The 22,700-nt window shown below is 65.6% G+C and carries 26 protein-coding genes and 1 tRNA gene; 18 read left to right on the top strand and 9 right to left on the bottom strand.

Annotated features, from left to right (window positions below):
* Nucleotides 1–130: 130 nt before the first annotated feature.
* Together EDC22_RS09455 and EDC22_RS09450 are read left to right on the top strand one after the other, a co-directional pair.
* Complete coding sequence (locus EDC22_RS09455) at nt 131–1,144, top strand: 4-hydroxythreonine-4-phosphate dehydrogenase PdxA (protein ID WP_132806407.1); 1,014 nt, start codon at nt 131–133, stop codon at nt 1,142–1,144.
* Between the two features lie 11 nt (nt 1,145–1,155).
* Entirely contained in the window at nt 1,156–2,058 is a 903-nt protein-coding gene (locus EDC22_RS09450) for an amidohydrolase family protein (protein WP_132806406.1), read from the top strand.
* 90 nt (nt 2,059–2,148) lie between these two features.
* On the opposite strand, the gene EDC22_RS09445 is transcribed toward EDC22_RS09450, so the two are convergent.
* From EDC22_RS09445 to EDC22_RS09435, 4 genes are all read right to left on the bottom strand, one after another.
* A complete protein-coding gene (locus EDC22_RS09445) occupies nt 2,149–2,433 on the bottom strand; it encodes a glycine zipper domain-containing protein (RefSeq protein WP_132806405.1) in 285 nt (94 codons plus the stop codon).
* 137 nt (nt 2,434–2,570) lie between these two features.
* Complete coding sequence (locus EDC22_RS17930) at nt 2,571–2,729, bottom strand: hypothetical protein (RefSeq protein WP_165926848.1); 159 nt, start codon at nt 2,727–2,729, stop codon at nt 2,571–2,573.
* 67 nt (nt 2,730–2,796) lie between these two features.
* Complete coding sequence (locus tag EDC22_RS09440) at nt 2,797–3,159, bottom strand: SpoIIAA family protein (protein WP_132806404.1); 363 nt, start codon at nt 3,157–3,159, stop codon at nt 2,797–2,799.
* Nucleotides 3,160–3,269: 110 nt separating this feature from the next.
* The gene (locus tag EDC22_RS09435; RefSeq protein WP_132806403.1) at nt 3,270–3,695 is read right to left on the bottom strand and encodes a L,D-transpeptidase; all 426 of its coding nucleotides are present in this window, start codon (nt 3,693–3,695) and stop codon (nt 3,270–3,272) included.
* Between the two features lie 128 nt (nt 3,696–3,823).
* On the opposite strand from EDC22_RS09435, the gene EDC22_RS09430 reads away from it, so the two are divergent.
* Nucleotides 3,824–4,786, top strand: coding sequence for a cation diffusion facilitator family transporter (locus EDC22_RS09430; RefSeq protein ID WP_132806402.1), 963 nt, complete (start codon nt 3,824–3,826; stop codon nt 4,784–4,786).
* Nucleotides 4,787–4,932: 146 nt separating this feature from the next.
* Nucleotides 4,933–5,829, top strand: coding sequence for a penicillin-insensitive murein endopeptidase (mepA, locus tag EDC22_RS09425; RefSeq protein ID WP_245499704.1), 897 nt, complete (start codon nt 4,933–4,935; stop codon nt 5,827–5,829).
* 33 nt (nt 5,830–5,862) lie between these two features.
* Here the strand turns inward: mepA and msrA are convergent, their stop codons facing one another.
* On the bottom strand, nt 5,863–6,519 hold the full coding sequence (msrA, locus tag EDC22_RS09420) for a peptide-methionine (S)-S-oxide reductase MsrA (RefSeq protein WP_132806400.1): 657 nt from the start codon (nt 6,517–6,519) through the stop codon (nt 5,863–5,865).
* A 211-nt stretch (nt 6,520–6,730) separates the two neighbouring features.
* Nucleotides 6,731–7,057, bottom strand: a complete 327-nt coding sequence (locus tag EDC22_RS09415; protein WP_132806399.1) for a hypothetical protein — start codon at nt 7,055–7,057, stop codon at nt 6,731–6,733.
* Nucleotides 7,058–7,195: 138 nt separating this feature from the next.
* Here EDC22_RS09415 and EDC22_RS09410 point away from each other — a divergent pair.
* The 7 genes from EDC22_RS09410 (at nt 7,196) to EDC22_RS09380 (ending at nt 14,958) form a co-directional block, all read left to right on the top strand.
* Nucleotides 7,196–7,285, top strand: a tRNA-Ser gene (locus EDC22_RS09410).
* 406 nt (nt 7,286–7,691) lie between these two features.
* Entirely contained in the window at nt 7,692–8,798 is a 1,107-nt protein-coding gene (cmr1, locus tag EDC22_RS09405; protein ID WP_165926847.1) for a type III-B CRISPR module RAMP protein Cmr1, read from the top strand.
* The gene (locus EDC22_RS09400) at nt 8,795–9,700 is read left to right on the top strand and encodes an RAMP superfamily CRISPR-associated protein (RefSeq protein ID WP_132806397.1); all 906 of its coding nucleotides are present in this window, start codon (nt 8,795–8,797) and stop codon (nt 9,698–9,700) included. Before cmr1 ends, EDC22_RS09400 begins: the two co-directional genes overlap by 4 nt.
* Nucleotides 9,697–12,714 (top strand): CRISPR-associated protein Csx11, encoded by a 3,018-nt coding sequence (locus EDC22_RS09395; RefSeq protein WP_132806396.1) that lies wholly within the window; start codon nt 9,697–9,699, stop codon nt 12,712–12,714. Before EDC22_RS09400 ends, EDC22_RS09395 begins: the two co-directional genes overlap by 4 nt.
* A 3-nt stretch (nt 12,715–12,717) precedes the next feature.
* Entirely contained in the window at nt 12,718–13,713 is a 996-nt protein-coding gene (gene cmr4 / locus EDC22_RS09390) for a type III-B CRISPR module RAMP protein Cmr4 (RefSeq protein ID WP_132806395.1), read from the top strand.
* Nucleotides 13,706–14,056 carry a hypothetical protein gene (locus EDC22_RS09385; RefSeq protein ID WP_132806394.1) on the top strand — a complete coding sequence of 117 codons (351 nt, stop codon included), beginning with the start codon at nt 13,706–13,708 and terminating at the stop codon, nt 14,054–14,056. Before cmr4 ends, EDC22_RS09385 begins: the two co-directional genes overlap by 8 nt.
* Nucleotides 14,053–14,958: a hypothetical protein gene (locus EDC22_RS09380; protein ID WP_132806393.1), complete on the top strand. Its 906-nt coding sequence runs from the start codon at nt 14,053–14,055 to the stop codon at nt 14,956–14,958. The genes EDC22_RS09385 and EDC22_RS09380 overlap by 4 nt, the downstream gene beginning before the upstream one ends.
* A gap of 117 nt (nt 14,959–15,075) precedes the next feature.
* Here EDC22_RS09380 and EDC22_RS09375 read toward each other — a convergent pair whose 3' ends face one another.
* The 3 genes from EDC22_RS09375 to EDC22_RS09365 form a co-directional block, all read right to left on the bottom strand.
* Entirely contained in the window at nt 15,076–15,456 is a 381-nt protein-coding gene (locus EDC22_RS09375; RefSeq protein ID WP_245499703.1) for a hypothetical protein, read from the bottom strand.
* Between the two features lie 191 nt (nt 15,457–15,647).
* A complete protein-coding gene (locus tag EDC22_RS09370) occupies nt 15,648–17,030 on the bottom strand; it encodes a recombinase family protein (RefSeq protein ID WP_132806392.1) in 1,383 nt (460 codons plus the stop codon).
* Nucleotides 17,027–17,470 carry a DUF2924 domain-containing protein gene (locus EDC22_RS09365; RefSeq protein WP_132806391.1) on the bottom strand — a complete coding sequence of 148 codons (444 nt, stop codon included), beginning with the start codon at nt 17,468–17,470 and terminating at the stop codon, nt 17,027–17,029. Before EDC22_RS09365 ends, EDC22_RS09370 begins: the two co-directional genes overlap by 4 nt.
* Before the next feature lie 385 nt (nt 17,471–17,855).
* Here EDC22_RS09365 and EDC22_RS09360 point away from each other — a divergent pair, with 385 nt between their 5' ends.
* The 7 genes from EDC22_RS09360 (at nt 17,856) to EDC22_RS09330 (ending at nt 22,698) form a co-directional block, all read left to right on the top strand.
* The gene (locus tag EDC22_RS09360; protein WP_132806390.1) at nt 17,856–19,097 is read left to right on the top strand and encodes a hypothetical protein; all 1,242 of its coding nucleotides are present in this window, start codon (nt 17,856–17,858) and stop codon (nt 19,095–19,097) included.
* Entirely contained in the window at nt 19,057–20,028 is a 972-nt protein-coding gene (locus tag EDC22_RS09355; protein WP_165926846.1) for a helix-turn-helix domain-containing protein, read from the top strand. The genes EDC22_RS09360 and EDC22_RS09355 overlap by 41 nt, the downstream gene beginning before the upstream one ends.
* A 110-nt stretch (nt 20,029–20,138) precedes the next feature.
* Nucleotides 20,139–20,714, top strand: a complete 576-nt coding sequence (locus EDC22_RS09350) for a sigma factor (protein WP_132806388.1) — start codon at nt 20,139–20,141, stop codon at nt 20,712–20,714.
* A gap of 34 nt (nt 20,715–20,748) precedes the next feature.
* A complete protein-coding gene (locus tag EDC22_RS09345; RefSeq protein ID WP_132806387.1) occupies nt 20,749–21,090 on the top strand; it encodes a hypothetical protein in 342 nt (113 codons plus the stop codon).
* Complete coding sequence (locus EDC22_RS09340) at nt 21,090–21,578, top strand: hypothetical protein (protein ID WP_132806386.1); 489 nt, start codon at nt 21,090–21,092, stop codon at nt 21,576–21,578. Before EDC22_RS09345 ends, EDC22_RS09340 begins: the two co-directional genes overlap by 1 nt.
* Nucleotides 21,575–21,868 carry a hypothetical protein gene (locus EDC22_RS09335; protein ID WP_132806385.1) on the top strand — a complete coding sequence of 98 codons (294 nt, stop codon included), beginning with the start codon at nt 21,575–21,577 and terminating at the stop codon, nt 21,866–21,868. Before EDC22_RS09340 ends, EDC22_RS09335 begins: the two co-directional genes overlap by 4 nt.
* Entirely contained in the window at nt 21,868–22,698 is an 831-nt protein-coding gene (locus EDC22_RS09330; protein WP_132806384.1) for an ATP-binding protein, read from the top strand. Before EDC22_RS09335 ends, EDC22_RS09330 begins: the two co-directional genes overlap by 1 nt.
* Nucleotides 22,699–22,700 lie beyond the last annotated feature (2 nt).

Genomic DNA, 22,700 nt, shown 5'->3' with positions numbered 1-22,700 from the left:
AATCGTCCTCCCAAGAGGTGTTCGTTTGGCCTGGAGGACTGGCGCCTCCTGAACCGAAGATTGCCCAATGGCAGGATTGAATGCAATATGCAATTCGAATAGACAGCGGACATCATCGGAGAGGCACCGCATGTCGGACAACGATTTCCCCCGAATTGGCATCGCCATGGGCGATCCCGCAGGTATCAGCCCCGAGCTGCTGGCGAAGCTGATCGCCCGTGCCGATCTGATGGCGCAGGCGGCGGTGACGGTGGTGGGCGACCGGCGGGTTCTGGCGGCCGGCGCGGCGGTGGCGGGCCTGACCGTCGACATCGCTCCGGCCGAGGCCGGTCCGGCCGCACCGGGCAGACCGGTGCTGGTCGATCTTGAGCATCTCAACCCCGCCGATGTGCCGCCGGCAGAGGCGAGCGCGGCGGGCGGTACCTTCGCCATGCGCAATTTCCGCGAGGTGCTGATGCTGGCAAAGGCCGGGCGCATCGACGCGGTGATGTTCACCCCGTTCAACAAGCTGGCGCTCAAGCGGGCGGGCAATCCGTTCCCCGACGAGATCCGCTGGGCGGCCTCGGTGCTGGAGTGGACCGGGCCGTGCAGCGAGTACAACCGGCTTGATAATCTGTGGAACGCCCGTGTCACCTCGCACGAGCCCCTGAGGGAGGTGGCCGGTCTGCTCTCGGTCGAGCGGGTGGTCGCTGCCATCGAGGCGGCGTCCGCGACGGTCACGGCGGCCGGGCAGTCCGCGCCGCGGATCGCGGTGGCCGGTCTCAATCCGCATGCCGGCGAGGGCGGGCTGTTCGGCACGGAGGAGATCGATATCATCGCACCGGCCGTGGCAGAGGCACGGCGGCGCGGCTATGCTGTCGAGGGACCGTTCCCAGCGGACACGATCTGGCTCAAGGCACGGCGGGGCGACTACGACGTGGTGCTCAGCATGTATCACGATCAGGGACAGATCGCGCTCAAGCTGATGGGCTTCGAGCGCGGTGTCACCATCCTCGGGGGCTTCCCGATCCCGATCGCGACGCCGGCACACGGCACTGCCTATGACATTGCGGGGCGCGGCATTGCCGACCCGTCGGCGACGATAAGGGCGTTCGAGACGCTGGTCTCGCTCGGCCGCGCCCGCCGGGCGCGGGCAGCGGCGTGAGCGGGCGGCAGATGCCGGACGATTTCCCGATCGTCGACGCGCATCAGCATTTCTGGGATCTTGAGCGCAATTACCATCCCTGGCTTTGCGATCCCGAGCCGATCGCGTTCCGCTACGGTGACTATTCGGCGATCCGGCGCACCTACATGCCGTCCGACTACCGGGTGGACTCGGCCGGCCACCGGATCGTCAAGACCGTCCATGTCGAGGCGGAATGGGACCGCAGCACTCCGGTCGCGGAGACCCGCTGGCTGGAGTCGGTCGCTGCCGAACACGGCCTGCCCAGCGCCATTGTCGGCCATGCCGAGCCCGACCGCGACGACATCGAGGAGGTTCTGGCCGGGCACGCCGCCTCGCCGCTGGTGCGCGGCATCCGCCACAAGCCGGCAGCTGCCGCGCGGCCGGACGAGGCGCGGCGCGGCGCCAAGGGGTCGATGGACGATCCCAAATGGCGGGCCGGCTATGCGCTGCTCGAGCGGTTCGGCCTGTCCTACGATCTGCAGACACCGTGGTGGCATCTTCCTGCAGCGGCCGATCTCGCCGCCGACTTCCCCGCCACGCAAATCATCATCAATCACACCGGACTTCCCGCCGACCGCAGCCCGGAGGGGCTCGCCGGCTGGCGACGCGCGCTGCAGGAGGTCGCGGCACGCCCCAACGTGGCCCTGAAAATCTCCGGTCTCGGGCGGCCGGGTCTGCCCTGGACAGTGGAGGCGAATGGCCCCATCATTCGCGACGCGATCGCGATCTTCGGCGTGGACCGTTGCATGTTCGCCAGCAACTATCCCGTCGACAGGCTGGCAGGCCCGTTCGCGACGATCTTCGCCGGATTTCGGGCGGCTGTCGCCGATCTCGGTGAGGCGGAGCAGCGCCTGCTGTTCCACGACAACGCCATCCGGTTCTACCGGCTCTGACACGCCCCCGCGCCATGGCCATCGGCAGACTCCCTGCCGCAACGGCATTCGGCATGTCGGTTCGCGCGGTGGCTCGCGCCGATGCCGGGATCAGCCCCGGTAGCCGGGTGGGCACGCGACGATGATCCGGTTCCCGTAAGCGTCCCGTGCGTAACAGTAGCCCGGCCGGCTGGCGACCGCCCCGATGATCGCGCCGGCCGCGCCGCCGACCGCCGCGCCCACCGCTACCCCCGTCGCCGTTCCGCTGGCGATGCCACCGACTACTGCGCCGGCACCGGCGCCGACAGCGGCGCCGGTCAGCGCCCCGGACTGCGGTGTGTGGTTGCAGCCGGCGAGGGTCAGCAGCGCGATGCCGGCGATGGCTGTCTTGTACATGACGAGGGGCTCCGAGGTTTGGGGTCGGTGCGGGTATCCGGGGAACCAACACGGTCGGGCGCGTATCGTTCCAAGGCGGCGCATGGCCGCAGGCGAGCGGGCGTGGATCGCGGCGGGATGGAGACGGATGCAGGACGTCAGTTCGGTCTGAGGCCTACCACGAGCACCATGATCGCCAGCGCGAACAGCGCGATCTTCCAGGCGTCGGAGCGCCGTCTGAGCCCCGGCAGGCCGAAGGGCTTGATGATCTGGGCAAGCATCGCAAGCGCGAGGATGACGGCGATCGTCTTGCCCACGTCCCGATGATCCCTGATTGCAGCTGCCGTTCCGTCCGATCCGGCCCGCGTCGACCAGTCGCGCCGATCAGGCGGCGATCCAGCGTTTCGCCTCCGCACGCTCGGCGAGCGGGAACAGCTTCACCTCGCACGGCAGCATCGGCGCGAACATCCTCACCGCTCCGGCATAAAGCGGATCGTCGGCAACGACTGCGACCTTCTCGAAATCCTTGATGTGCTTGAGGCCGAAGAAGGTATCGTCCCACAGGGCGCTGGCGTCGTAGCCTTCGAACGCTTCGCCAAGCACATAGAGGAACCGGATCCGGCCATGCTCGGCGATCGCAGCTTCCAGCGCGGGAATGAGGCGTTCCTTGTAGTCGGCATTGGTGACCCGGCCGCTCGCCTCGAAGGCGACGACCCCTTCCGGAAGCCCCCAGACGGGCGTGAGCATGTCATCCCTCCCGTATCGCCCGGCCGCATCGCTCCGGCCGATCTGAAGCTTGGCGCGATCAGCGAGGGCTTGGCAAGCCGCACCGGACACGGCCGCCTCGCCGCGACCCGTCAGCGGATGATGACGATCCGCGTGTTGCCTGGGCCATGGCGCTGGACCAGGCTGAACAGCGCAGCGGCATTGGCCGGATGCAGGCGGATGCAGCCATGGCTGGCGGGCTGCCCGAGGCTGTTCACGTAGGTCGTGCCGTGGATCGCATAGCCGCCGTGAAAGAAGATCGAGTGGGGCATCGGCGCATTGTCGTATTTTTGCGAGTAGTATGTCCGGTGCATCCGTGTCGGGCGGAAGCTGCCGACCGGTGTCCGGTATCCCTTGCGGGCGGCGGAGACCGCCCAGCTGTACTTTGGAGCGCCATCGACATAGACCTGCATGGTCTGCGTCGACAGCGAGATTCTGGCGACGACGCCCGCGCGGGCTACGGCTGGCAGGACGGCGATGATCACGGCGAGGACGACGACGGAAACGAATCGGCGCATGACACACCCCGAGTCTGCCGGCGCGCGCCGCTCGGTCGGCTTTCCTCCCCGTGCGCACCATTGTCGGCAGAGCTTGCCGTGCTGTAAAGACGGGCCAGTCCACGACCTATCCAGGGATTGGCCCCGGCATGGGCGCTGACCATCACCACGGCCAGCATGACCATGGTTCCGGCAGCAGTCGGCGTCGGCTCGGGATCGCCGCGCTGCTGACTGCGGGATTCATGGTGGCCGAGGCCATCGGTGGCATCGTCACCGGCTCGCTGGCGCTGCTCGCCGACGCCGCCCACATGATGACCGATACCGTCTCGCTCGGCTTCGCCTGGTGGGCGTTCCGCATCGCCGCCAATCCGCCGACCGCCGAGCGTACGTTCGGCAATCGCCGGTTTCCGGTCCTGATTGCCTTCGCCAATGCGATCGCGATCATGATGCTCGCCGCCTTCATCCTGCTCGAGGCGGCACAGCGCTTCGCCGAACCGGTCGAGATCCTGGCCGGGCCGATGCTTGTCGTCGCGGTGACGGGGCTTCTGGTCAACATCGCGGCGTTCCTCGTCCTGGCAACCGGCGAGCGCGGCAATCTGAACGTGCGCGGCGCGCTTCTGCATGTCGCAGGCGACCTGCTCGGGTCGCTTGCGGCGATCTTGGCCGCAATCGTCATCCTTGCGAGCGGCTGGACGCCGATCGACCCGTTGCTGTCGGTACTCGTCGCGCTGCTGATCATCGCTGCGGCGGTCCGTCTTGCGCGGGATTCGGGGCACATCCTGCTGGAGGGCGCGCCGCGCGGCCTCGCGCCGCAGAAGATCCGGGCGGTGATCGGAGAGGACATCGCCGGTCTGAGGGCCGTCCGCCACATCCATGTCTGGGCGCTCGATCAGGATCGCCCGCTGGTGACGCTCGATGCGGAGATCGAGCCGGGGGCCGATGCACTGGGCGCGGTTGCGGAGATCAAGCGCCGGCTGGAAGCCGATCTCGACATTCATCATACGACGGTCGAGATCGTCGCGCCCGATGCGGCGCCGGCCGCCGTCGCGGCGTGCGGGCGGCAAGGACGGCCACAGGGTCAACAGGCTGCCAACCCGACCCGGCGAGCATGAGCGCAACGGGCCGCCGCGGCAGCCGGCACGACGAGGCGAGGAGACCGATGCCCCCGAGCGCATGCACAGCCGCAGGGCCGGCCGGGCGTCGCCAGGCGTCCCGGTATCGGCGGCCCGGCCGGCCTCTGGCGGGCATCCTGGGCGCGGTGCTGATCGCATCGGCTGGACTGTGCGGCGCGCCCGCGCCCGCCGCGGCGCAGACGCCCGCCCGCGATCTGTTCGGCAAGGCGACGACGCCTGCGCCGCTTGCGGCGCGGGCGATCGGCTCCTACGCGAAGGGATGTCTCGCCGGGGCGGTGCCACTCGCGGTGGACGGGCCGACGTGGCAGGTCATGCGTCTGTCGCGCAACCGCAACTGGGGCCACCCCGACCTCATCCGGCTGCTCGAGCGGCTGTCGGCCGACGCCCGGGCGGACGGGTGGAACGGCCTCCTCGTCGGCGATCTGGCCCAACCGCGCGGCGGGCCGATGACCTCGGGTCATTCCAGCCATCAGATCGGGCTCGACGCCGACATCTGGCTGACGCCGATGCCGGACCGGAGGCTGAGCCGCACCGAGCGCGAGGAGATGCCGGCCATCTCGATGCTGAAGCCGGGCTCCCGCCATGTCGACCCGGCCGTGTTCACGCCGGCCCATGCCGGCGTCATCCGGCGGGCGGCAAAGTACCCCGAGACGGCGCGGATCTTCGTCCATCCCGGCATCAAGAAGGCCCTCTGCGAGACCGCCGGCAGCGACCGGGCCTGGCTGCACAAGGTGCGTCCCTGGTGGGGTCATCACTACCATTTCCACATTCGCATCGCCTGTCCGGCGGGCAGCGTCGGCTGTTCGGACCAAGATCCGCCGCCGGCCGGAGACGGTTGCGGCAGCGAACTGGACTGGTGGCTGTCGGACGAGCCATGGGTGCCGAGGCCCGGCGCGCCGCCGCCGGCGCCGGCCAGGCCACTGACGATGGCCGACCTGCCCGGCGAATGCCGGGTGGTGCTGGAGGCGGGCGCGATGCCGGCCGCTGCGGGCGCGGTTCCCCTGCCGCGGCCGCGGCCATGACGGTGTCGCGGCCGTGCCGGCGACGGCCGGCGGTCAGCCGGCTGCGACGCCGGTGCCGACCGGGCAGGCGACGCCGGTGCCGCCCAGCCCGCAATAGCCGGCCGGGTTCTTGGCCAGATATTGCTGGTGGTAGTCCTCGGCGAAATAGAACGGTCCGGCCTCCAGGATCTCGGTCGTGATCGGCGGATAGCCGTAGCGTGCGAGGACAGCGCCATAGGCTTCCCGCGAGGCTTCGGCGGCGGCCTTCTGGTCGGCATCGTGAACGTAGATGCCGGAGCGGTACTGGGTGCCGACGTCGTTGCCCTGGCGCATGCCCTGGGTCGGGTCGTGGCTTTCCCAGAAGACCTTCAACAGACTTTCGTAGGCGATGGCCGCGGGATCGTAGACGACGCGCACGACCTCGTTGTGGCCGGTCATGCCGCTGCAAACCTCCCGGTAGGTCGGGTTCGGTGTCGTGCCCGCCGCATAGCCGACCGCCGTCACCCATATGCCGGGCAGCTTCCAGAACGCTTTCTCGGCGCCCCAGAAGCAGCCGAGGCCGAAATCGGCGAGGCGCATGCCCGGCGGATACGGACCCTTGAGCGGCCGGCCGCTGACGAAGTGGGTCTCAGCGGTCGGGATCGGTTCAGGCCGGCCCGGCAGCGTCTCGGCCGGATCGGGCATGGCGGCGGGTTTGCGGAACAGGAACATCGCACCCTCCATCGCGAGCCTATCGGAGCATAGCACTGCGCGGAGACATGGAAACGGGTTCTCCGTCAGGAACTGCGGGTCGACACCGCGCTCGAGCGGATCACCGGGTCCGCTCCGCGAAGCGATTGACCGCTCTGGCATATGGGGCACCATCGCGACGGGCGCCAGCGCGCAAGGGTGCCCTCGCTCGCGGCGCCATCCCCGTCACAGGTCAGCCGAAATCCAGCTCCGAAAGCCGGGGCGCTTCCTTCCTGCGGCCGGCGAGCATCAGCAGCACGCCGAGGATGCCGATTACCGAGAAGGTCGGGGCGAGCAGGATCGACAGGATCACCGGATCCCAGAGCCCGGGATGGACATGCCGCTCGATCGCTGCCTGGACGATGTTGAGGCTGGCCGGATCGAGATCATACCAGAGCTGGCCGAGCGGGGTGGTGACGATGCTCCCGGCCGCGATCGACTTCGCCCCGTCGACGACCAGCGCGACCAGCGCCCCGGCCATCAGCCACAGGCCAATCGTTCGGGCGAGGAAGCGAAGCATGTCCGGTGGTCCGCCGATCGACGCGATTGCCTTTCATATCCCGGCCCGCCGCCACGGCCAAGCCGCAACCCGGCCCGGTTGCGCTCGCTGCCCTTGCATCGCGGGACCGGCCCGGTGTATCCGGACCACTGCGATTGCGGAGGGGTGGCCGAGTGGTTGAAGGCGCACGCCTGGAACGCGTGTATACGGGAAACCGTATCGAGGGTTCGAATCCCTCTCCCTCCGCCAGTCCTTGTTTCAGAGATTTTCTCTCGCCCGCGAGAGCGCCGCAGGAAACGGGCGGGTTTGCGGCACGACATCCGCACCTTGCGCCGCGCACGGCAGACCCAAATCGGACCGAATTCATTCTCTCCAGGGCATTTTTCTCCGACTGATCCGCACTTGGGCACGGATGGTACGGGTTTGAAAACTATGGGAAATCAAGGTCAATCTGACCGTGGGGCGCGCGCTGGTTCGGAACCCCTGTGCTTGAGCAATTTCCTTCTCGCGCCTTTTCGCTGACAGCAGGATCAATCACTCCAATCTGCATCCTCGGCTGACCGGCAATGATCCGCCGCAGTCGCCTCGACCAACCTTGCGCACGCCCTGTAGTGAACGCAAGATTGCTGCACGCGATGATTGTACGTTAATCTTGTTGGCACTCCGCAAGCGTGCTGCAATCGCCAGCCTGATTCATCGCGCGGCGCTGCAGTCTGGGCCGGTGATCACGGTGCGACGACGATGGACGGGGGATGCCGTGAGCGAATTGGACCGAACCCCACATGGTGCTGACGCGCCTGGGGCGCCCAGGACCTGGTGCCTGAAGGCTCTCACGGACATCTGGACGGGCGACGCCGAGCGGAAGGGCGACCGCCTCATCCCGACGGGACTGCTGGGCTCGATCCGCTGGTGGTTCGAGGTGGTGGTGCGCGGGCTCGGCGGCAGCGCCTGCGATCCGACCGAGCACCAATGTCCGGATCGCCAGAAGAAGCTGCACGAAGCCGGTCATCACTGCGTGGTGTGCGAGCTCTTCGGATGCACCGGCTGGGCGCGGAAGTTTCGTTTCGATGTGTTGGATGGCAACGAACAGATCAAGACGACCCAGATCAAGAAGGACAACGCTTTCAAGCTGCGTTTCACCCCGCTTCGCCGGATTGAGCAAGAAGAGTGGGCGCTTCTCGACCTCACGCTCCGCCTGATCGCGAAGTACGGCGCCATCGGCGGCAAGACGGTTTACAAGCCGTCGGATGAGTCGGCACGGCAGAGCCAAGCGCATCACAGGGATTATGGGATTGTGCAGATTAACGGGGCGCCGACAATTGAGAAGAGAAAACTCAATCAGCTAAAGGCATACGTGTCCAGGAGCGAATGGCGGACGTTGAACCACGGAGCTTATGCCTGGGCGTCGCTCGCGAACTTCTGGTGCGTCCCTGGCCGCTATCTGGTCCGCCAGAACGGAAATGAGAGCACGTTCAATCGCGTTCTTGGACGCAAAGAGCCGAAGAATCAGGGTCAGCAGCTTCGCGACAAAGCGGAATGTGTCGACAAGTGGCTTGCTGGTAAGCAACAAGAAAGCAAGAAGGTCTTCAGCTTCAAGGATCCGCCGCGCACGTTCGGCTTCGTGAAGCCCGGAGTTATCGATTTCGTGGCGATGCGCCAGAGGTTGAAGCAGACCTGGTCGGATCTTAAAGACGAAGAGTTCATCGAAGGTCCGGCGCTGCTCGATCGCTTGCTCGGCGAGGGGGGTGGAGCGACCGAATGACGTTCGACCTTTACGCCGACCTTGCTGCCTTGCAGGTGTGCCCAAAAAGCGGACCTCTTCCGTGCGGGCTCGTATCGGGTTTCGTCGACGGTTGCACCGCCTTCTCGGCATGGGACGGCAAGGGCAAGAACGACGCGCGAAATTGCTACACGAAACACGCGAAGTCCGCCGATCTGCGTCTTGAAGACGCCTTGGCGCTGGACCCCGAGCCGCAGCCCCTCCTGCCGGGTTGGCTTGCAATCAAGATCACGTTCACGCTCACGGGCCCGTGGTATTCGAAGGACGATCGTCCCTTCCACGTGCTCGACAACCCCCTGCGCAAGGATCGCGTCTTCGGCGTGCCGTTCATGGCGGCGGCGAGCTGGAAGGGACTTCTTCGCTGGGCGATGCGCATGACCATGGGTCTGATCGGTCCGGAACCCGTGAAGGACGAGCGGAAGCGTCGGGAGGCGGAATTGGCCGTACTCCACCTCTTCGGCAACGAGAAAGGGGAGCGCGACCTTTTTCAGCGCGGCGCGCTCGCCTTCTATCCCACTTGGTTCTCGAAGATCGGCTTCGAGGTCATCAACCCCCACAGCCGCAAGACGCGAGCGGGAACGCAGCCGATCCCTTACGAAGTCGTGCCGGCCGGAACGAAAGGTACACTCAAACTGCTCTACTCTCCGCTCCCTGAAGCGGAAGGGCATGCGCAGCTCGATCGCCCGGCCGCGATCAGCCAACTGCTCGATGCCGTGTGGGATTTGCTCACGGTCTATGGCTTTTCGGCCAAGCGTACGGCCGGCTGGGGAGCGGCCACGATCACAAAGGTGAAGGTAATCGGCCGCGCAGGCGAGAAAGAAGGGAGCCTGGAGGAGGTGAAGGCCGCGCTTCCGACGCTGCTGACGAGCGGGGGGACGCCATGACCGCCGGCCCGCAGGGCTCCGGCTTGCTCGACAGGCTGCGCGCTTCGCGCCCGCTGTTGCTCGCCTGCGAAGCCATCGGCTGGCTGCACATGGCGGGGAAAGCCAATGCCGCGTTCCTTCGCAGACACGCCGGTCAGCTCAACGAATACGACTACCAACAGTGGTTTGCTCTCGAGAATCCGCCGTTTCCGTGGTCCGATCGAATCGCGTGGATCAAGGATGACTTTCCTCTCAGCGGCAAAGCCTGGCCTTCCTCCCTCGAAGCCTTTGTCAGCCAACATACAGGTCGTAACCCGGGTCTCCTCGGTTTGCTGCAGGCCGGCCACGCCATGGCTTCGGGCATCGAAAAGCAGAGTTATCCCGACCATACCGTCCGATATCTCGCCCAAGACGCCACGCACCTGTGGCTCGTCTCCCCGTTCGGTCATCCTCGTCGCAATCTTTTGAGCAATCCGCCGGACGTGCTCAAGGATGGGGGCTGGGCGGCGCTGGTGGACGGCATCGATAAACTGCTCAGGGAGCTCGAGCAGCTCGGCACGAGCGCCAGCGCGACCTGGGAACATTCGGTCGATGATTGGTGGAAGTGGCGCGAAAGCGCCATCGGCGAAGAGGGTCGGCTGCGCCACGCCTTCCTCTCCACGCTTGCGGAGACCCGCCTTCCCAACAACGACGTGACGCTGTGGGATCAGTCATATGTCGCGGCGGCGCTCTTCAAGAGTGCGGTCGCGGGCGCCGTCCTGGTCAACGATTCCTTCGATTGGAACGACGCCGAGATCAAACAGAAGACGCGCTGGCGCGTGCTCACGATCGGCTTCGGCACCGATCATTACGAGGCGCGGGCGGTGCGCATCGGCGACTGGGCCGGCGCCCGGCGCGATATCGAGCATTTCTTCGAGAAGATCCGCAAGTTGATCGAGGTCGATCTGACCGTGGGCTCGCTCGTCTATCGCGACACCAATACCATGGCGTTCACCTTTCCCGGCTTGCGAGCCGATGCGACCGCGGGCAGCCTCGATAATAACACGGCGGACTCACTGCGGGTCGCGATCGAACGTCAGATCGACGAATACGCTTACGCCTACAAGTTCGAAACGCCACCGTTCTGTAGGTTGTCGGGGTCGACCCGCTCCTTCATCGGCATGATCGAAGAGCGGCGGAAGGCGCGAAATAAGCTCGCCGTCCCGATCCACCGGGCGTGGACCATCCCCTGCGCGGACAAGGAAGCGCGCGGGCATGTGTGTCCGGTGTGTCGCGTGCGGTTCAATGGGGAAAGCAGCGGCGAGCAATCCAACGTCAAGAAACAAAAACCCTGCAGTGTGTGCCGCGAGCGCCGCAAGGGACGGCTCGACGAATGGTTCAAGGGCGGCACGGAGACGCTCTGGATTTCGGAGGTTGCCGACGACAACGACCGGGTCGCGCTGCTCACGCTGAGCCTTGGCCTCGAACCATGGCTCGATGGTACTCATGTCGACTCCCTGCGCGGCCAGAGCATTGCCGAATGGAGGCGACACAACCCGAAACTGGAAAGCAAGGATAATCCGATCTCGGCGGATAGACCTGATAAACCGCACGACGCGCTTGTGTCTTACGTTCGCTCTAAGCTGTCATCGTTCGACAAGAACGATCCCGTTCTCCGGAGCCTTCAGCAGGGCTATCAGCATGAGAGCGACTGGCCGCCGTTTTTCAGCAAGATCGTTGAGGACCGCTCCGGGGCCCTTTCGTGGGGCTCACTCGACGATGACAAATGCGCACGCTGGCTCGTCCACCAGCTCTTCCGCAAGCTGCCGTCGCCCGGCCGCGTCTATCGCTTCTGGCGTGCGGCCGAAGAATTCTTCGATGAGCTCGAGAGCCGGTTCAGGGAATTGGCCGCGGCGCATCCCAACCGCTGGCGTACCCGCCGGCTGCTCGTTGAGGCAAAAAACGGAGAATGGCAGGAGAACGAAACCTATCTCGGCCACCACAACAACGCCCCGTTCGAGCTTCTCTATAAGAACGGCCGGTTCCTTACGATCTGCAATCTTGCCCGCGTGCTGGGCGAGGCAGACAACGGCGCCTCGCCGGTGAAGCAGACGATCCGGCTCAAGGACGAAGACGGAAAACTGCACGACCTCCAGATCTCGAAGGTTACGCCTGCTGACGGCGACTTGGGCGTCTACCACCCTGTGATCGTGCTCGACAAACGCCCCCTGCGGTTTCGCATCCTTGTGCCGCTGGAAGCCGCGACCCACTGCATCGAGCACGCAATCGCCAAATGGCGCGAAGAGTTTGCCCGCGTGTTCGATCGCCTGCCCCTTTCGATCGGCGTGGTCGCGTTTCCGCGCCTGACGCCCTTCCAGGCGGTCATCGAGGCGACGCGGAACCTCGAAGAGGTCGTTTCGAACGGCAAGTGCGAGAGCTGGCGCGTCTGCAGCACCGAGACGCGAAACGGTACTGCGGCCCTCGTCTTCGAGCGGCAAGACCGCGGCCGTGATCTCGTCCTTGTCCCGACCTTGCTTCCCGACGGGCGCGAGGATGTCTTCTATCCTTACATGCGCGTCGAGGATCGCGAAGTGAGGTTCCCGCGCGATTTCCAACACCCCGAAGGCCAAATCTTCCGGCACGTGTGCGATCTGCGGCCGGGCGCCGGCGTGCGCGTTGATCCGAGCCGTCTGGCCGCGGTGTTCCTCGACACCACGGCCCGGCGCTTCGAGCGCATCGAAGCGCGGCTGTTATCTGATTTCCAGCGCATGCGCGACATCTGGAGGCTGTTGCGGCGGGTCTCCCCAAGCTCGGCGGCGTTGCGGGGCGCTTGGGCGGAGCTTGAAGCGCGCAAGAGAGAATGGCGTGCGCCGGAGGGCGACTGGCTGCCCGGCGCGAAGGAGGAATGGCGTGAGCTGGCGCGCGCCGTGCTCGCTCAGCGCCTTGCGGTAATGGGCGCGGCACTGGACGCGCTTGTCGAGGCAGCGGCGGACGGCGCGCTCGAACATGCACTCGAATGGCACCTCACGTGGCTCAAGGAGGGGGTGGAGGGCTAAGCCATGGCGGAAAGCTTCAAGCCGTATATCGTGACTGCTCAAGCCGTCGACCCGATCCATGTGGGCACGGGCGGCGCCCGGCTCGGACGGGTGGACCTCTCGATCGTGCGGGATCCGGTGACGCGGGTGCCGAAGATCCCCGGATCAAGTCTTGCGGGAGTCTCTCGCGCTTCCGCGGCGATGGCGAAGGGCAAATATCCGACCTGTGCGGGTCAGGGCCAGCCCGGCAGGGACGGCAACAAGGGGCACTGCGGCCAGCCGGACTGCCCCATCTGCATGGTCTTCGGCTTCGCACGCGGAGAGGGCGGTGGCTTTGCCGGGCTTGCGGCTTTCAGCGACGCGCAGGTGTTTCTCTTTCCCGTCGCCACGCGCGAAGGGCCATTGTGGATCACGTCTCCTGAGGCGTTGCGGTTCATCGGCGTCGATCTCGGCAATGGTTGTGATGAAACCGCGTTGTATCGCGAGAACGACGGTGCTCAGCTCAATCTCGGCTGGCTTCTGCTGCCGGTGAAGACGCTTGATCGATGGGACAAAGTCCGCAACGCGTTGACCGCCGGGAATGTTCCTCGCTTTGTAGAGGGAAAAGTCGGCGTCGTGTCCGACAAGCTGTTCACCCACATCGTCAACAGCAATCTCGAAGTTCGTACGTCGGTGTCGATCGATCCGGAAACAGGCGCGGCGGAAGAAGGTGCGCTCTTCACCTACGAAGCGCTGCCGCGGGCCACGATCCTCGCCTGGAACGTGACGTGCCGAAACCCGGCGCACTTCAAGGTCAAAGAATCAAAAGAGTCATCGGTCAGTGCGGTCGATTCTTGTGAGAAGGTGATGGACGTTGTGTGCGCGGCCCATCCATACCTTGAGCATCTCGGGATCGGCGGCATGGGAACGCGCGGCATGGGCCGCCTGCGCGTCCTCCATGTTCAAGAGCGGTCCTCGCGTGAGGGCGAAACAGGCGCTGTTCCGGCAGCGCGTGTGAACGCGGGGGTCGCCAATGCGTAACCTCGATCTTGAATGCGCGGAGCTTGGCCGCAATCTTGCTAAGGACACGAATGAAAAGGTCCTGACGGACTCCCTTTCCGTGCTTGAGGAGCAGGGCGTTTACGCTTGTTTTTTGTTTTTGCAGGCACGGGGCGGAGATGATGGGAAGAAGATCAGCAAGAGTTGCACCGACTTTCTTCGAAAGGTACCGGAGGGCGCTCCATTGCTTGCCGATGGCAATGTTTTCGAGGCGCTCAAGACGCTGGCGCAGGACCTCGATAAACTTCTCTTTGCCAAAGATCTTCTGCGCCAGGCTTTCGTCTACGGCCGCTATCACGCCAAGGGCAGCAGGGAATTGGCATGACGTGGTCGCTCTTCCGTTGGATATGGGAGGTAGAAGGCCCCGTTCATATTGGCATTGCGCCGGCCGGGAGTCTTAATCGTTGTCGGCTTTATGTGCCGGCGCGTGCGCTGTGGGGCGCCTTGACCGCCGAGCTCGCGCGCCGAGAAGTTGGAAGCGGTGATCCCGACTATCCCGCCGTGGGGGAGCGCCTGCGGAAAGACGCTCGTTTCACCTATCTCTATCCCGCGGAGTATGACGGCAGAGAGTGGCGTGCCTGGCTGCCGCGCTACGAAGAGGACAAGGGTTTGGTTTGGAAACGGGAAGACCGCCGGGATGACGATGACGGCCTGTCCGACCGGAAGATGCGTGCCCGGCTCGTGAGCACGCGTGCGGCCACTGCAATCGATCCCAATTCGGATACGGCCGCCGAGGGCAGCCTGCGGGAAACCGAATGCATCAATACGCATTGGCGAAACGAGGATGGAACCCCGGCAGGCCCGGTCGCCCTCAAGGGATATGTACTGACCCGCGCTGAGGGCGAACCGAACCTCGCGAAACTTGAGACTATCAGCGTGGGCGGAGATTCGCGCTATGGCTTGGGACGATTGCGACGTATCGACGGCATGGAGGCCGACTCGCGGATATTTCGTCTGGACGTAACGTGTGAGCAAGAGCAGCCCGTTGTTGCGGCGGACACGCTTTTGGCCCACGGGCAGGTGAATTCCCAACCGAAGGACAATGCGAACAAGGGTAACGGCAACGCTCCTGCGGCAATCATTGGCGACCAGGAGGCGATCGGCGGTTGGGATTATGACAGGAACGTCATCCAGCGCATCGCCGGCCCGTTATGGAGCCCGGGCTCGCGCGCTCAATCCCCAGCACGGTGGATCATAACTGCCGAGGGAACGTGGTCTCTCTCTTGAGCCGACGTCAGGCTATTTCGGATCGGCTGCGAGCGGCCGTCGATAAATTTCGGACGATGCGCATTTTCGTCATTCGCAACAAGAGTAATATGGGATCAGTGTCTGCGCATGGGCGAGCTATGTCCAGAAGAGCCGCCGCTGCTCCTCCCATGCGAGCGGCATTCCGCGCAGCAGCGTGGCGAGCTTGAGGCCCTTGGGGTGTCGGCCCTCGAGGATGGCCTGCGTGATGTCCGGGGCAAGGAGGGTGAGGCACAGCATGCGCGCGACGAAGGAGTCGGTGAGATTCTCGTGGGCGGCGAGCTCGGAGGCGGAACGGAATTCCCCGCTCTCGATCTCCCGCCGCCAGTGGTGCGCGCGCACGAGCGCGTTGATGAGAACGGGATCGAAGGCGGGTTGCGGCGCGGAGGTCTTAAGGCCGTCGGGCACGATGACGAGTTTGCGGCCGCCGCGGCGGCGCAGCATCATCGGGATGCGGATCGACAGACCGTCAAGCTCCACCTTTGGTTGGGTTCCATTGTGGGATCGAGGAAAACCGTTTTAGGGTCGAGGGAAGAAGGCCCCGGTGCCGTTCGGCCGGTCGTTCCGCGCGGTGCCGTCCGCCCGCTCGTGCCGTGCCGCTGCCGTGGTCGAACGTGTGCGCCCCTTTTGCGGACGTGCGGCCGCTCGTTCGGCCGGCTCCGGCGCGACCCTCATGCGACCGCCTCTGCGTGTTGCGGGTGCACCTCCTGGTGCAGGGGAGGCCCGACGTCGCGCAGCTCGGCGACGACGCTGTGGAGGCCTTCGGCGCGGAGCCTCAGATCGACGCCTTCGGTTCCCACTGCGAGCCGCTCGATGAGGAGGTGCAGGATGCGCGCCTGCTCCGCGGGGAAGAGTTCCTCCCAGACCTTGTCGATCTCGCGCAGCGCTGCGATGGTCTCCTCGCGGCTCGGCGCCGTCTCGCCTGCCGCGGCGCGGACGGCGCGCAGCGTGCGCGCGACCATTTCCGGCGTGCGCAAGAGCGCGCGAACCTGCGCGATCACCGCACTCTCGATCTCGCCGGCGGGGACGTAACCGAGGGGACAGGCATCGCTGCTCGTCTTGGCGGCATGCACGCAGGCATAATAGCGGTACTGCTTGCCCCGCTTGCGCGTGTGGGTCGGCGTCATCGCGCAGCCGTGCAGGGCGCAGCGGATGAGACCCTTGAGCGGCGCGGGCGTGGCGGCACGGCTGCGGGCCGCGCGCCGGCGCCAGTGCTCGGCGAGGATCGCATGCACCTTGTCCCAGAGCTCCCGCGGCACGATCGCCCCGTGCTCGCCGGGATGCGGGGTGCCCTTGTGGACGGCCTCGCCGAGATAGACCCGGTTGTTGAGGAGCCGGTAGAGCGTGCCCTTGTGGAAGGGCCGGCCTTCGCGCGTGCGGCCTTCAGCCGTGACCCAGGACTTGGTGCGGCGACCCTCGGCATTGAGCTCCTTCACGAGGGCGGTAGCGGAACGCAGAATGACGAAGCGCCGGAAGATGTGCCGCACGAGCTCGGCCTCGGCCTCGTTGATGACGAGCTTGCGGTGCTTGACGTCATAGCCGAGCGGCGGATGGCCGCCCATCCACAGGCCCTTCCTGCGCGAGGCGGCAAACTTGTCGCGAATGCGTTCGCCAATCACCTCACGCTCGAACTGGGCGAAGGAGAGCAGGATGTTGAGGGTGAGCCGCCCCATCGAGGTCGTGGTGTTGAACTGCTGCGTGATGGAGACGAACGAGACGTCGTTGCGCTCGAAGGCGTCGACGAGCTTGGCGAAGTCCATGAGCGAGCGCGTGAGGCGATCGACCTTGTAGACGACCACGACGTCGATGCGGCCGGCCTCGACGTCGGCGATGAGGCGCTTGAGGGCGGGGCGTTCGAGCGTGCCGCCGGAGACGCCGCCGTCATCGTAGCGGTAGGAAACGAGCACCCAGCCCTCGTGACGTTGGCTTGCGATATAGGCCTCGCAGGCTTCCCGTTGGGCCTGCAGGCTGTTGAACTCCTGCTCGAGGCCTTCCTCGCTCGATTTGCGCGTGTAGATGGCGCAGCGGACCTTGCGGACGGGGACCTTGCTCATGTCAGGCTCCCGGGTCGGCGCAGGCCGAAGAACAGCGGCCCGTTCCAGCGGGTGCCGGCGATCGCGCGGGCGATGGCCGAGAGCGACCTGTATTTGCGGCCCTGGTATTCGTAGCCGTCGGTGAGCACGGTGACGTGGTGCTCGACGCCCTGCCATTCGCGGATCAGCCGCGTGCCGGCGACGGGGCGGTCCTTGGGCAGGCTATGGCGCGACTTGCCCCTGGGTGCCTCGCCCTTGATGCGGGCGTCGAGTTCCTCGCGCGCCTCCTTCGACAATCCGCCGTAGGTGAGTTCCTGGATGCGATAGGCGAGCGCCTTGATCAGGAAGCCGCGCCGGTAGCCGGGCGGCTCGCTGCCGTAGTACTCGCGCCAGAGCGCCTTGAGCTCGCCATGGTCGAGATCGTGGAGCGCAGCGATCTGCTTGAGGATGGGGGTCGTCATCGCGCCTCCCTGCCTTGGGCCGGTTCGTGACGACAGACGCTCCGTTTTGCCGGCAAGTCCAGCGGAAAGTCTCCCAAGCCATTGATGTCATTCGTGTGTTGGCGCGGATGCGGGCTGAGGAGCCGCAGCACTCCGAGAGCGAGGATCGCGGCGATCTCGTCGAGATGGACGGCGGCTGGTGGATGCGGACGGCGGCGAGCGGACATGGGGGCGGCGCAGCCGGAGAATTCCTTTCCTTGAGCCCTCTACTCGCCGGCATCGGAAAGCGTCCCATGGCTCCGGCGGGTGAATTCAGGTGAATGTTGAGGTGCCCAGGATCGACTCGGAGTTGCAGCCGAGTCGGAACATAATAGGAACGTACACACCGATTCGTTGGGTGGCCGCCATGGCCAAGAACTTAAGGAAATTCGTCAATCCGCGCTTTCTCAAGACCGTCGACCTGAGCCTCCTGCGGCGCCTCTTCGACCGCCATAGTGGTCAGCTGCAGGGGGTGGACCTCGGGCTCCTTGATCGCGATCCGGACCGGGCCAGGCAGGCGTTGCTCGATTTTTTCGCCGGGCCGGAACAGAACTATCCACGCGGCCTGGTGGCGGATCTGCATCGGATCGCGGAGGTCGGTACCCGCACCGGCATGAACATGCTGCTGGAGCGAGCCCGAGCGATGAGCATTGTGCTCGTTCCGGCGCAGGATGCCGCCGCCGCGGAATATCGCATTGATCCCAAGCAGCTGGCGCTGCGGGCATTTCTCGATCATCCAGCCGTCTTCAATGCGGCATCGGACCTCGTCGCGTTGATGCGGCTGACCTCACCTGCCGAGTTCGCCGGGCTCGACGAGGGTGTCGAACCACGCCTCGATGAACAAACTCGAAAAGCATTCGAGCAGGCCGCGGCGCGACTATTCGAAGCGGACTTGCACGGTAACTACTGCCGGGTCGGTTGGTACGAGGACGATGACGAGATCAAGGTCGTCGTAACGCATGGCACCCCGATCACAACAGTTCCGGTTGTGGAGGGCGGTGAGGAACGCATTATCAGTTTCACTACGACCGAGCAGGCGGTGCTGTCCTATTCCGCGCCGGCCGGCCGCCTTAAAGTTGGTGGCGTGAGCAAAGCGCGATGCGCCGATTTCGCGGAGGCGTTCGCGGCGATCATGCTGGAGCGTCCCAAGTTCTTCGCTGCTCCGGATGCTCAAAATCTTTACACACTGGAGCCGGTCGAGGCGGCGGGCTTTGGATTTACCTTCGACCATGCCTTTGACCCAACCATCCGCCGCGTTCAGATTGTCGAAGCTCAGACCGATCGGATTACGATCGATCCTCGGTCAGGTGAGGAACGGCGCTCCTGGTCATTGACGATGCACGACAGCAGCAACGCGCTTTTCAGACTCGGTAGCGAGGCGCGCCGGATAGTCTTTGCGCAGGATGGTTATCGCCTCAACCATATCGTGTTTCGGGTGCAGATTGAGCCTGTAGGCGAACGGCCCGCGCGCGTGACCGTCAAACTCAAGCCGCCCGGTTCTGCGATGTTCAAACGTGAGCGCTTCGAGGGTCAGATCATGACGCTCCTGCGGCGCAATGGGCTGTGTCGTGAGCGAGAGCCTCGAAACCTTGCTGTTGCGGCTCAGTGAGGCGGGCGAAACCGCAACGCTTTGGGGCCGACAGGCCAAGCCACATTTGGGGAGCGAGTTCGAACGCCTGCTCGCACGGCGCATTCTCGTGGAGCAGGCGCCGGCGACCGAATGGCCGGTTTGCGCCTCTTGCGAATGCGGACTTGACGCGCGTCCGGTTCAGGCGGTCGGAGATCGCTATATTGCGCCTTGTCCCTATGATCACCGCTGTGATGTCACCCTCGACAATGATGATCTGCGCAGCTTTCGAATTGACGGCGAAGTCCTGATCAAGGAAATTGCGGCCGCTTCGGGGATCCCTGACGAACCGGAACTTGTTTTGCCGGGGATCTGGCATCTTGGTCGGCTCGGATCGAAGCGAGCGGTATTCGGCGTGCTTTCAATCAGCGCCGCCATGCAGCCCGGCCTGATCGTCGCGATGAGAGCGGCGGCGCGCGGTCAGCCGGTGACACTTGTTGCGCCGCCGTTACCGACGTCCGAACGGCAACAGTTCAAGCAGGCGGGAATTCATCTGGTGGCAGTGAGAGATGCCATCGGCCACAATGGGGCAGCCTGGGCTCTCGACCCTGCTCGCCTTGCACCTCACATAGTGGGCGAGCCGCGTCTCGTGATCGCGCGTTCAATAAAGTCCGTCAGCCTTGATGGCATCGATTGCGCCCTATCGGATCAGACGTTCAAGCTTCTATGTCTCCTGGCCGCGCGGGCACGAGGTGACCAACCGTTCGCCACGACCCGCGACATCGAGCAGGAAATTTGGGGTGCGTCACTCCATCGCGTTTCTCGCCCGGCGCGAGACGTTGTTCGCGAACTTCGAGAAGCACTCGCGGCCGGTGCATCCGAGCCAGACGCCGTTCGCCGACTCATTGAGAACAAGCGCAATCGGGGTTGGCGATTGACGCTGGCGGCGGACGCGATCGACCTGCGAAACTGATGTTTTAGGCGCTCCCACACAGCTCCCACGACATCCCCACTTTAAGCGCACCTGGCGGCGAAAGGCGATCGGCATCCTGCGGTCATCATTCGAGACCGAGGATTCGACCAATGCAATCTCCGATTTCGCACGCCGATCTGCAGACCCTGCTGCATGAGGCCGACATTGCCGCCCGCCGATTGATCCGCAAGCTGCATCTTTCCAAGGAGGATCTCGACGACATCCGCCAGGACCTGTTGGTGGATCTCATCGCCCGGCTGCCGGCCTTCGATCGTCAGCGCGGCTCGCTCGGCGCGTTCGCAGGACTGGTGCTGCGGAATCAGGCAACGCGCATCGCGGCCAGGATCAAGCGCGAGCGCGCGATGTTCGGTACCGCGCCCGTTTCCCTCGACGAGGTGGTGCCCGCTCACGATGGCGCTACCCGTGGGGAACTGGTCGGCGAGGAGGAAGAGCTTTCCGCCTGGCTCGGCCAGCGGGTCGATGGCTTTGCCGCGATTGAGCAGCGTCTTGCTGTCGAGCGCGGCCTCGGGTTGCTCGATCGCCGTGACGGCGCGCTCTGCGCTGCGCTTGCGCACACCACGATCGAGCGGCTTGCGGCGCAAGGTCGTGGCTCGCGCAGCACGCTCTACCGCCGCCTCGAGCACATCCGCCTTGCCCTGACGGCTCATGGCCTCAAGGCCGCGTGAGACGCTTCGGCCTGCCCATGAGTAGGAGAAGCCCATGACGCGCTCCATCACCAGGTTTCCCGCTGCCCGCCTCCGCCTCAAGGAGATCGATCTTTGCGGCTGGATCGGGCAGGCCATGCCCGGCGACATGCTCGAATACCATCGGGGCTTCCTCGCTCTCGATGTCACCGAGCAGGGCACGCGGCTCACCGAGCGCGACCGCGCCGAGCTTGCCCGCGTGGCGCGCCGCGCCTGGTGGGCGGCCGAACTTGGGCTCGTGCATCTCGTGCAGCGGCGGCACGGCCCCGACGACTACGGCTATCTCGCGATCGCGCGGCCGAAGCCGAGGCGCGCTTCGGCATCGCTCGGCTCATTCCTGCTCGAGGAGGTCGCGTGATGGCAACGGAGCGCAGCAATCGGCCGCAGCTCGCCGACATCCGGACGATGCCGGTCGGCGAGATCGCCAGGCTGCCGGCGGAACATCTCGCGCTGCTGCAGGACGAGGCAGAGGAAGCACTGAACGCGGCCAAGCGAACCAAGGACTGGCTCGAGGGCGCGATCGCGCTTCGCTACGGCGAGGAGGCCGCGCGCTTGCGCGCCGCGCAAGGCAAGGACACGGGCACGGTGCGCTTCGATGACGGCCCAGTAACCGTCGTTGCCGACCTGCCGAAGCGGGTCGAGTGGGACCAGGACCTGCTTGCCACGCTCGTCGAGCGCATGCGGGCGAGCGGCGAGAAAGTGGCCGACTACGTCTCCATCGAGATCAAGGTGTCCGAGCGTGCCTTCACCGCCTGGCCCGAAGCCATCCGCCAAGCCTTCTCGCCGGCCCGCACGGTGCGGACCGGCAAGCCGACCTTCCGTCTCATGCTCGAGGAATCCCGATGAGCGACTTCACTCGCATGGCCGCGCTGCGCAAGCGCCACTATGGCCTCGAGGCCATCCCCGACACCATCGTCGTTCCCGCGCTCGGTGCGCGCCGCCCCGAGGCGGCCGTGAAGAGAATCGAGGACGCGACCCTCGACGACATCGCCTTCGCCCTGCGCGGGATCGAAGCCGAATTCAATGCGGTCGGCGATCGGCTCCACGCTTTGCGCCGGCTCTACGTGCTCGCCCGCGAAGCCGGGGCGCTCGGCTGCGAGCGACCGATCGACCTGCTCGCCGATGGGGGCCGCTGATGGCGCTCAGGATCGTCAGTGCCGACGAGCGCCTCGCGGAGGCCGCCGTCAAGACCACGATCGCGATCTTCGGCCCTTCCGGTGTCGGCAAGACCTCGCTGCTCAAGACGCTGCCCGCCGACGAGACGCTGTGCATCGATCTCGAGGCGGGCATGAAGTCGGTGCAGGACTGGCCCGGCCTATCGATCCCCGTGCGCACGTGGCTCGATGCGCTCGACGTCGCCTGTCTCGTCGGCGGCATCGACCCCGCTGCGCCCGCCGATGCGTTCTTCTCGGAAGCACACCACCGCCATGTCGCCGCAACCTACCCCGACCTCCTCCGCCTGATCGCGGACAAGCGCATCGTCTTCGTCGACTCGATCACCGATCTCACCCGCCAGGCCATGGCCTGGGCGAAGACGCGGCCGGAGGCCTTCTCGGAGCGCAGCGGCAGGCCGGATACGCGCGGCGCCTACGGGCTGCTCGCGCGCGAGGTGATTGCGCTCTTGAAGCACCTGCAGCACGCGCAGGCGAAGACGGTGATCTTCGTCGGCATCCTGGAGAAGGTCACCGACGAGCTCAATCGCGTCCACTGGCAACCGCAGCTCGAGGGCGGCAAGGCGGGTCGCGAGCTCCCCGGTATCGTCGACCAGGTCGTCTCCATGAGCCTGTTCGTTGCGGAGGGCGAGGGTCTCCGCCACGAGCCCGAGCGCGGCGAGATCCGCCGCCTCGTCTGCCGCCCCAACCCTTACGGCCTGCCCGCCAAGGACCGCTCCGGGCGCCTCGACGTGACCGAGCCCCCCGACCTCTCCGCCCTCATCGCCAAGATCAACGCCACCAGGAAAGGATGACC

Origin of the sequence: Tepidamorphus gemmatus (genome assembly GCF_004346195.1) — a bacterium.
GTDB lineage: Bacteria > Pseudomonadota > Alphaproteobacteria > Rhizobiales > Tepidamorphaceae > Tepidamorphus > Tepidamorphus gemmatus.
Note: the sequence above shows the minus strand (reverse complement) of the source record. Positions and strands in the feature narration are given on the sequence as shown.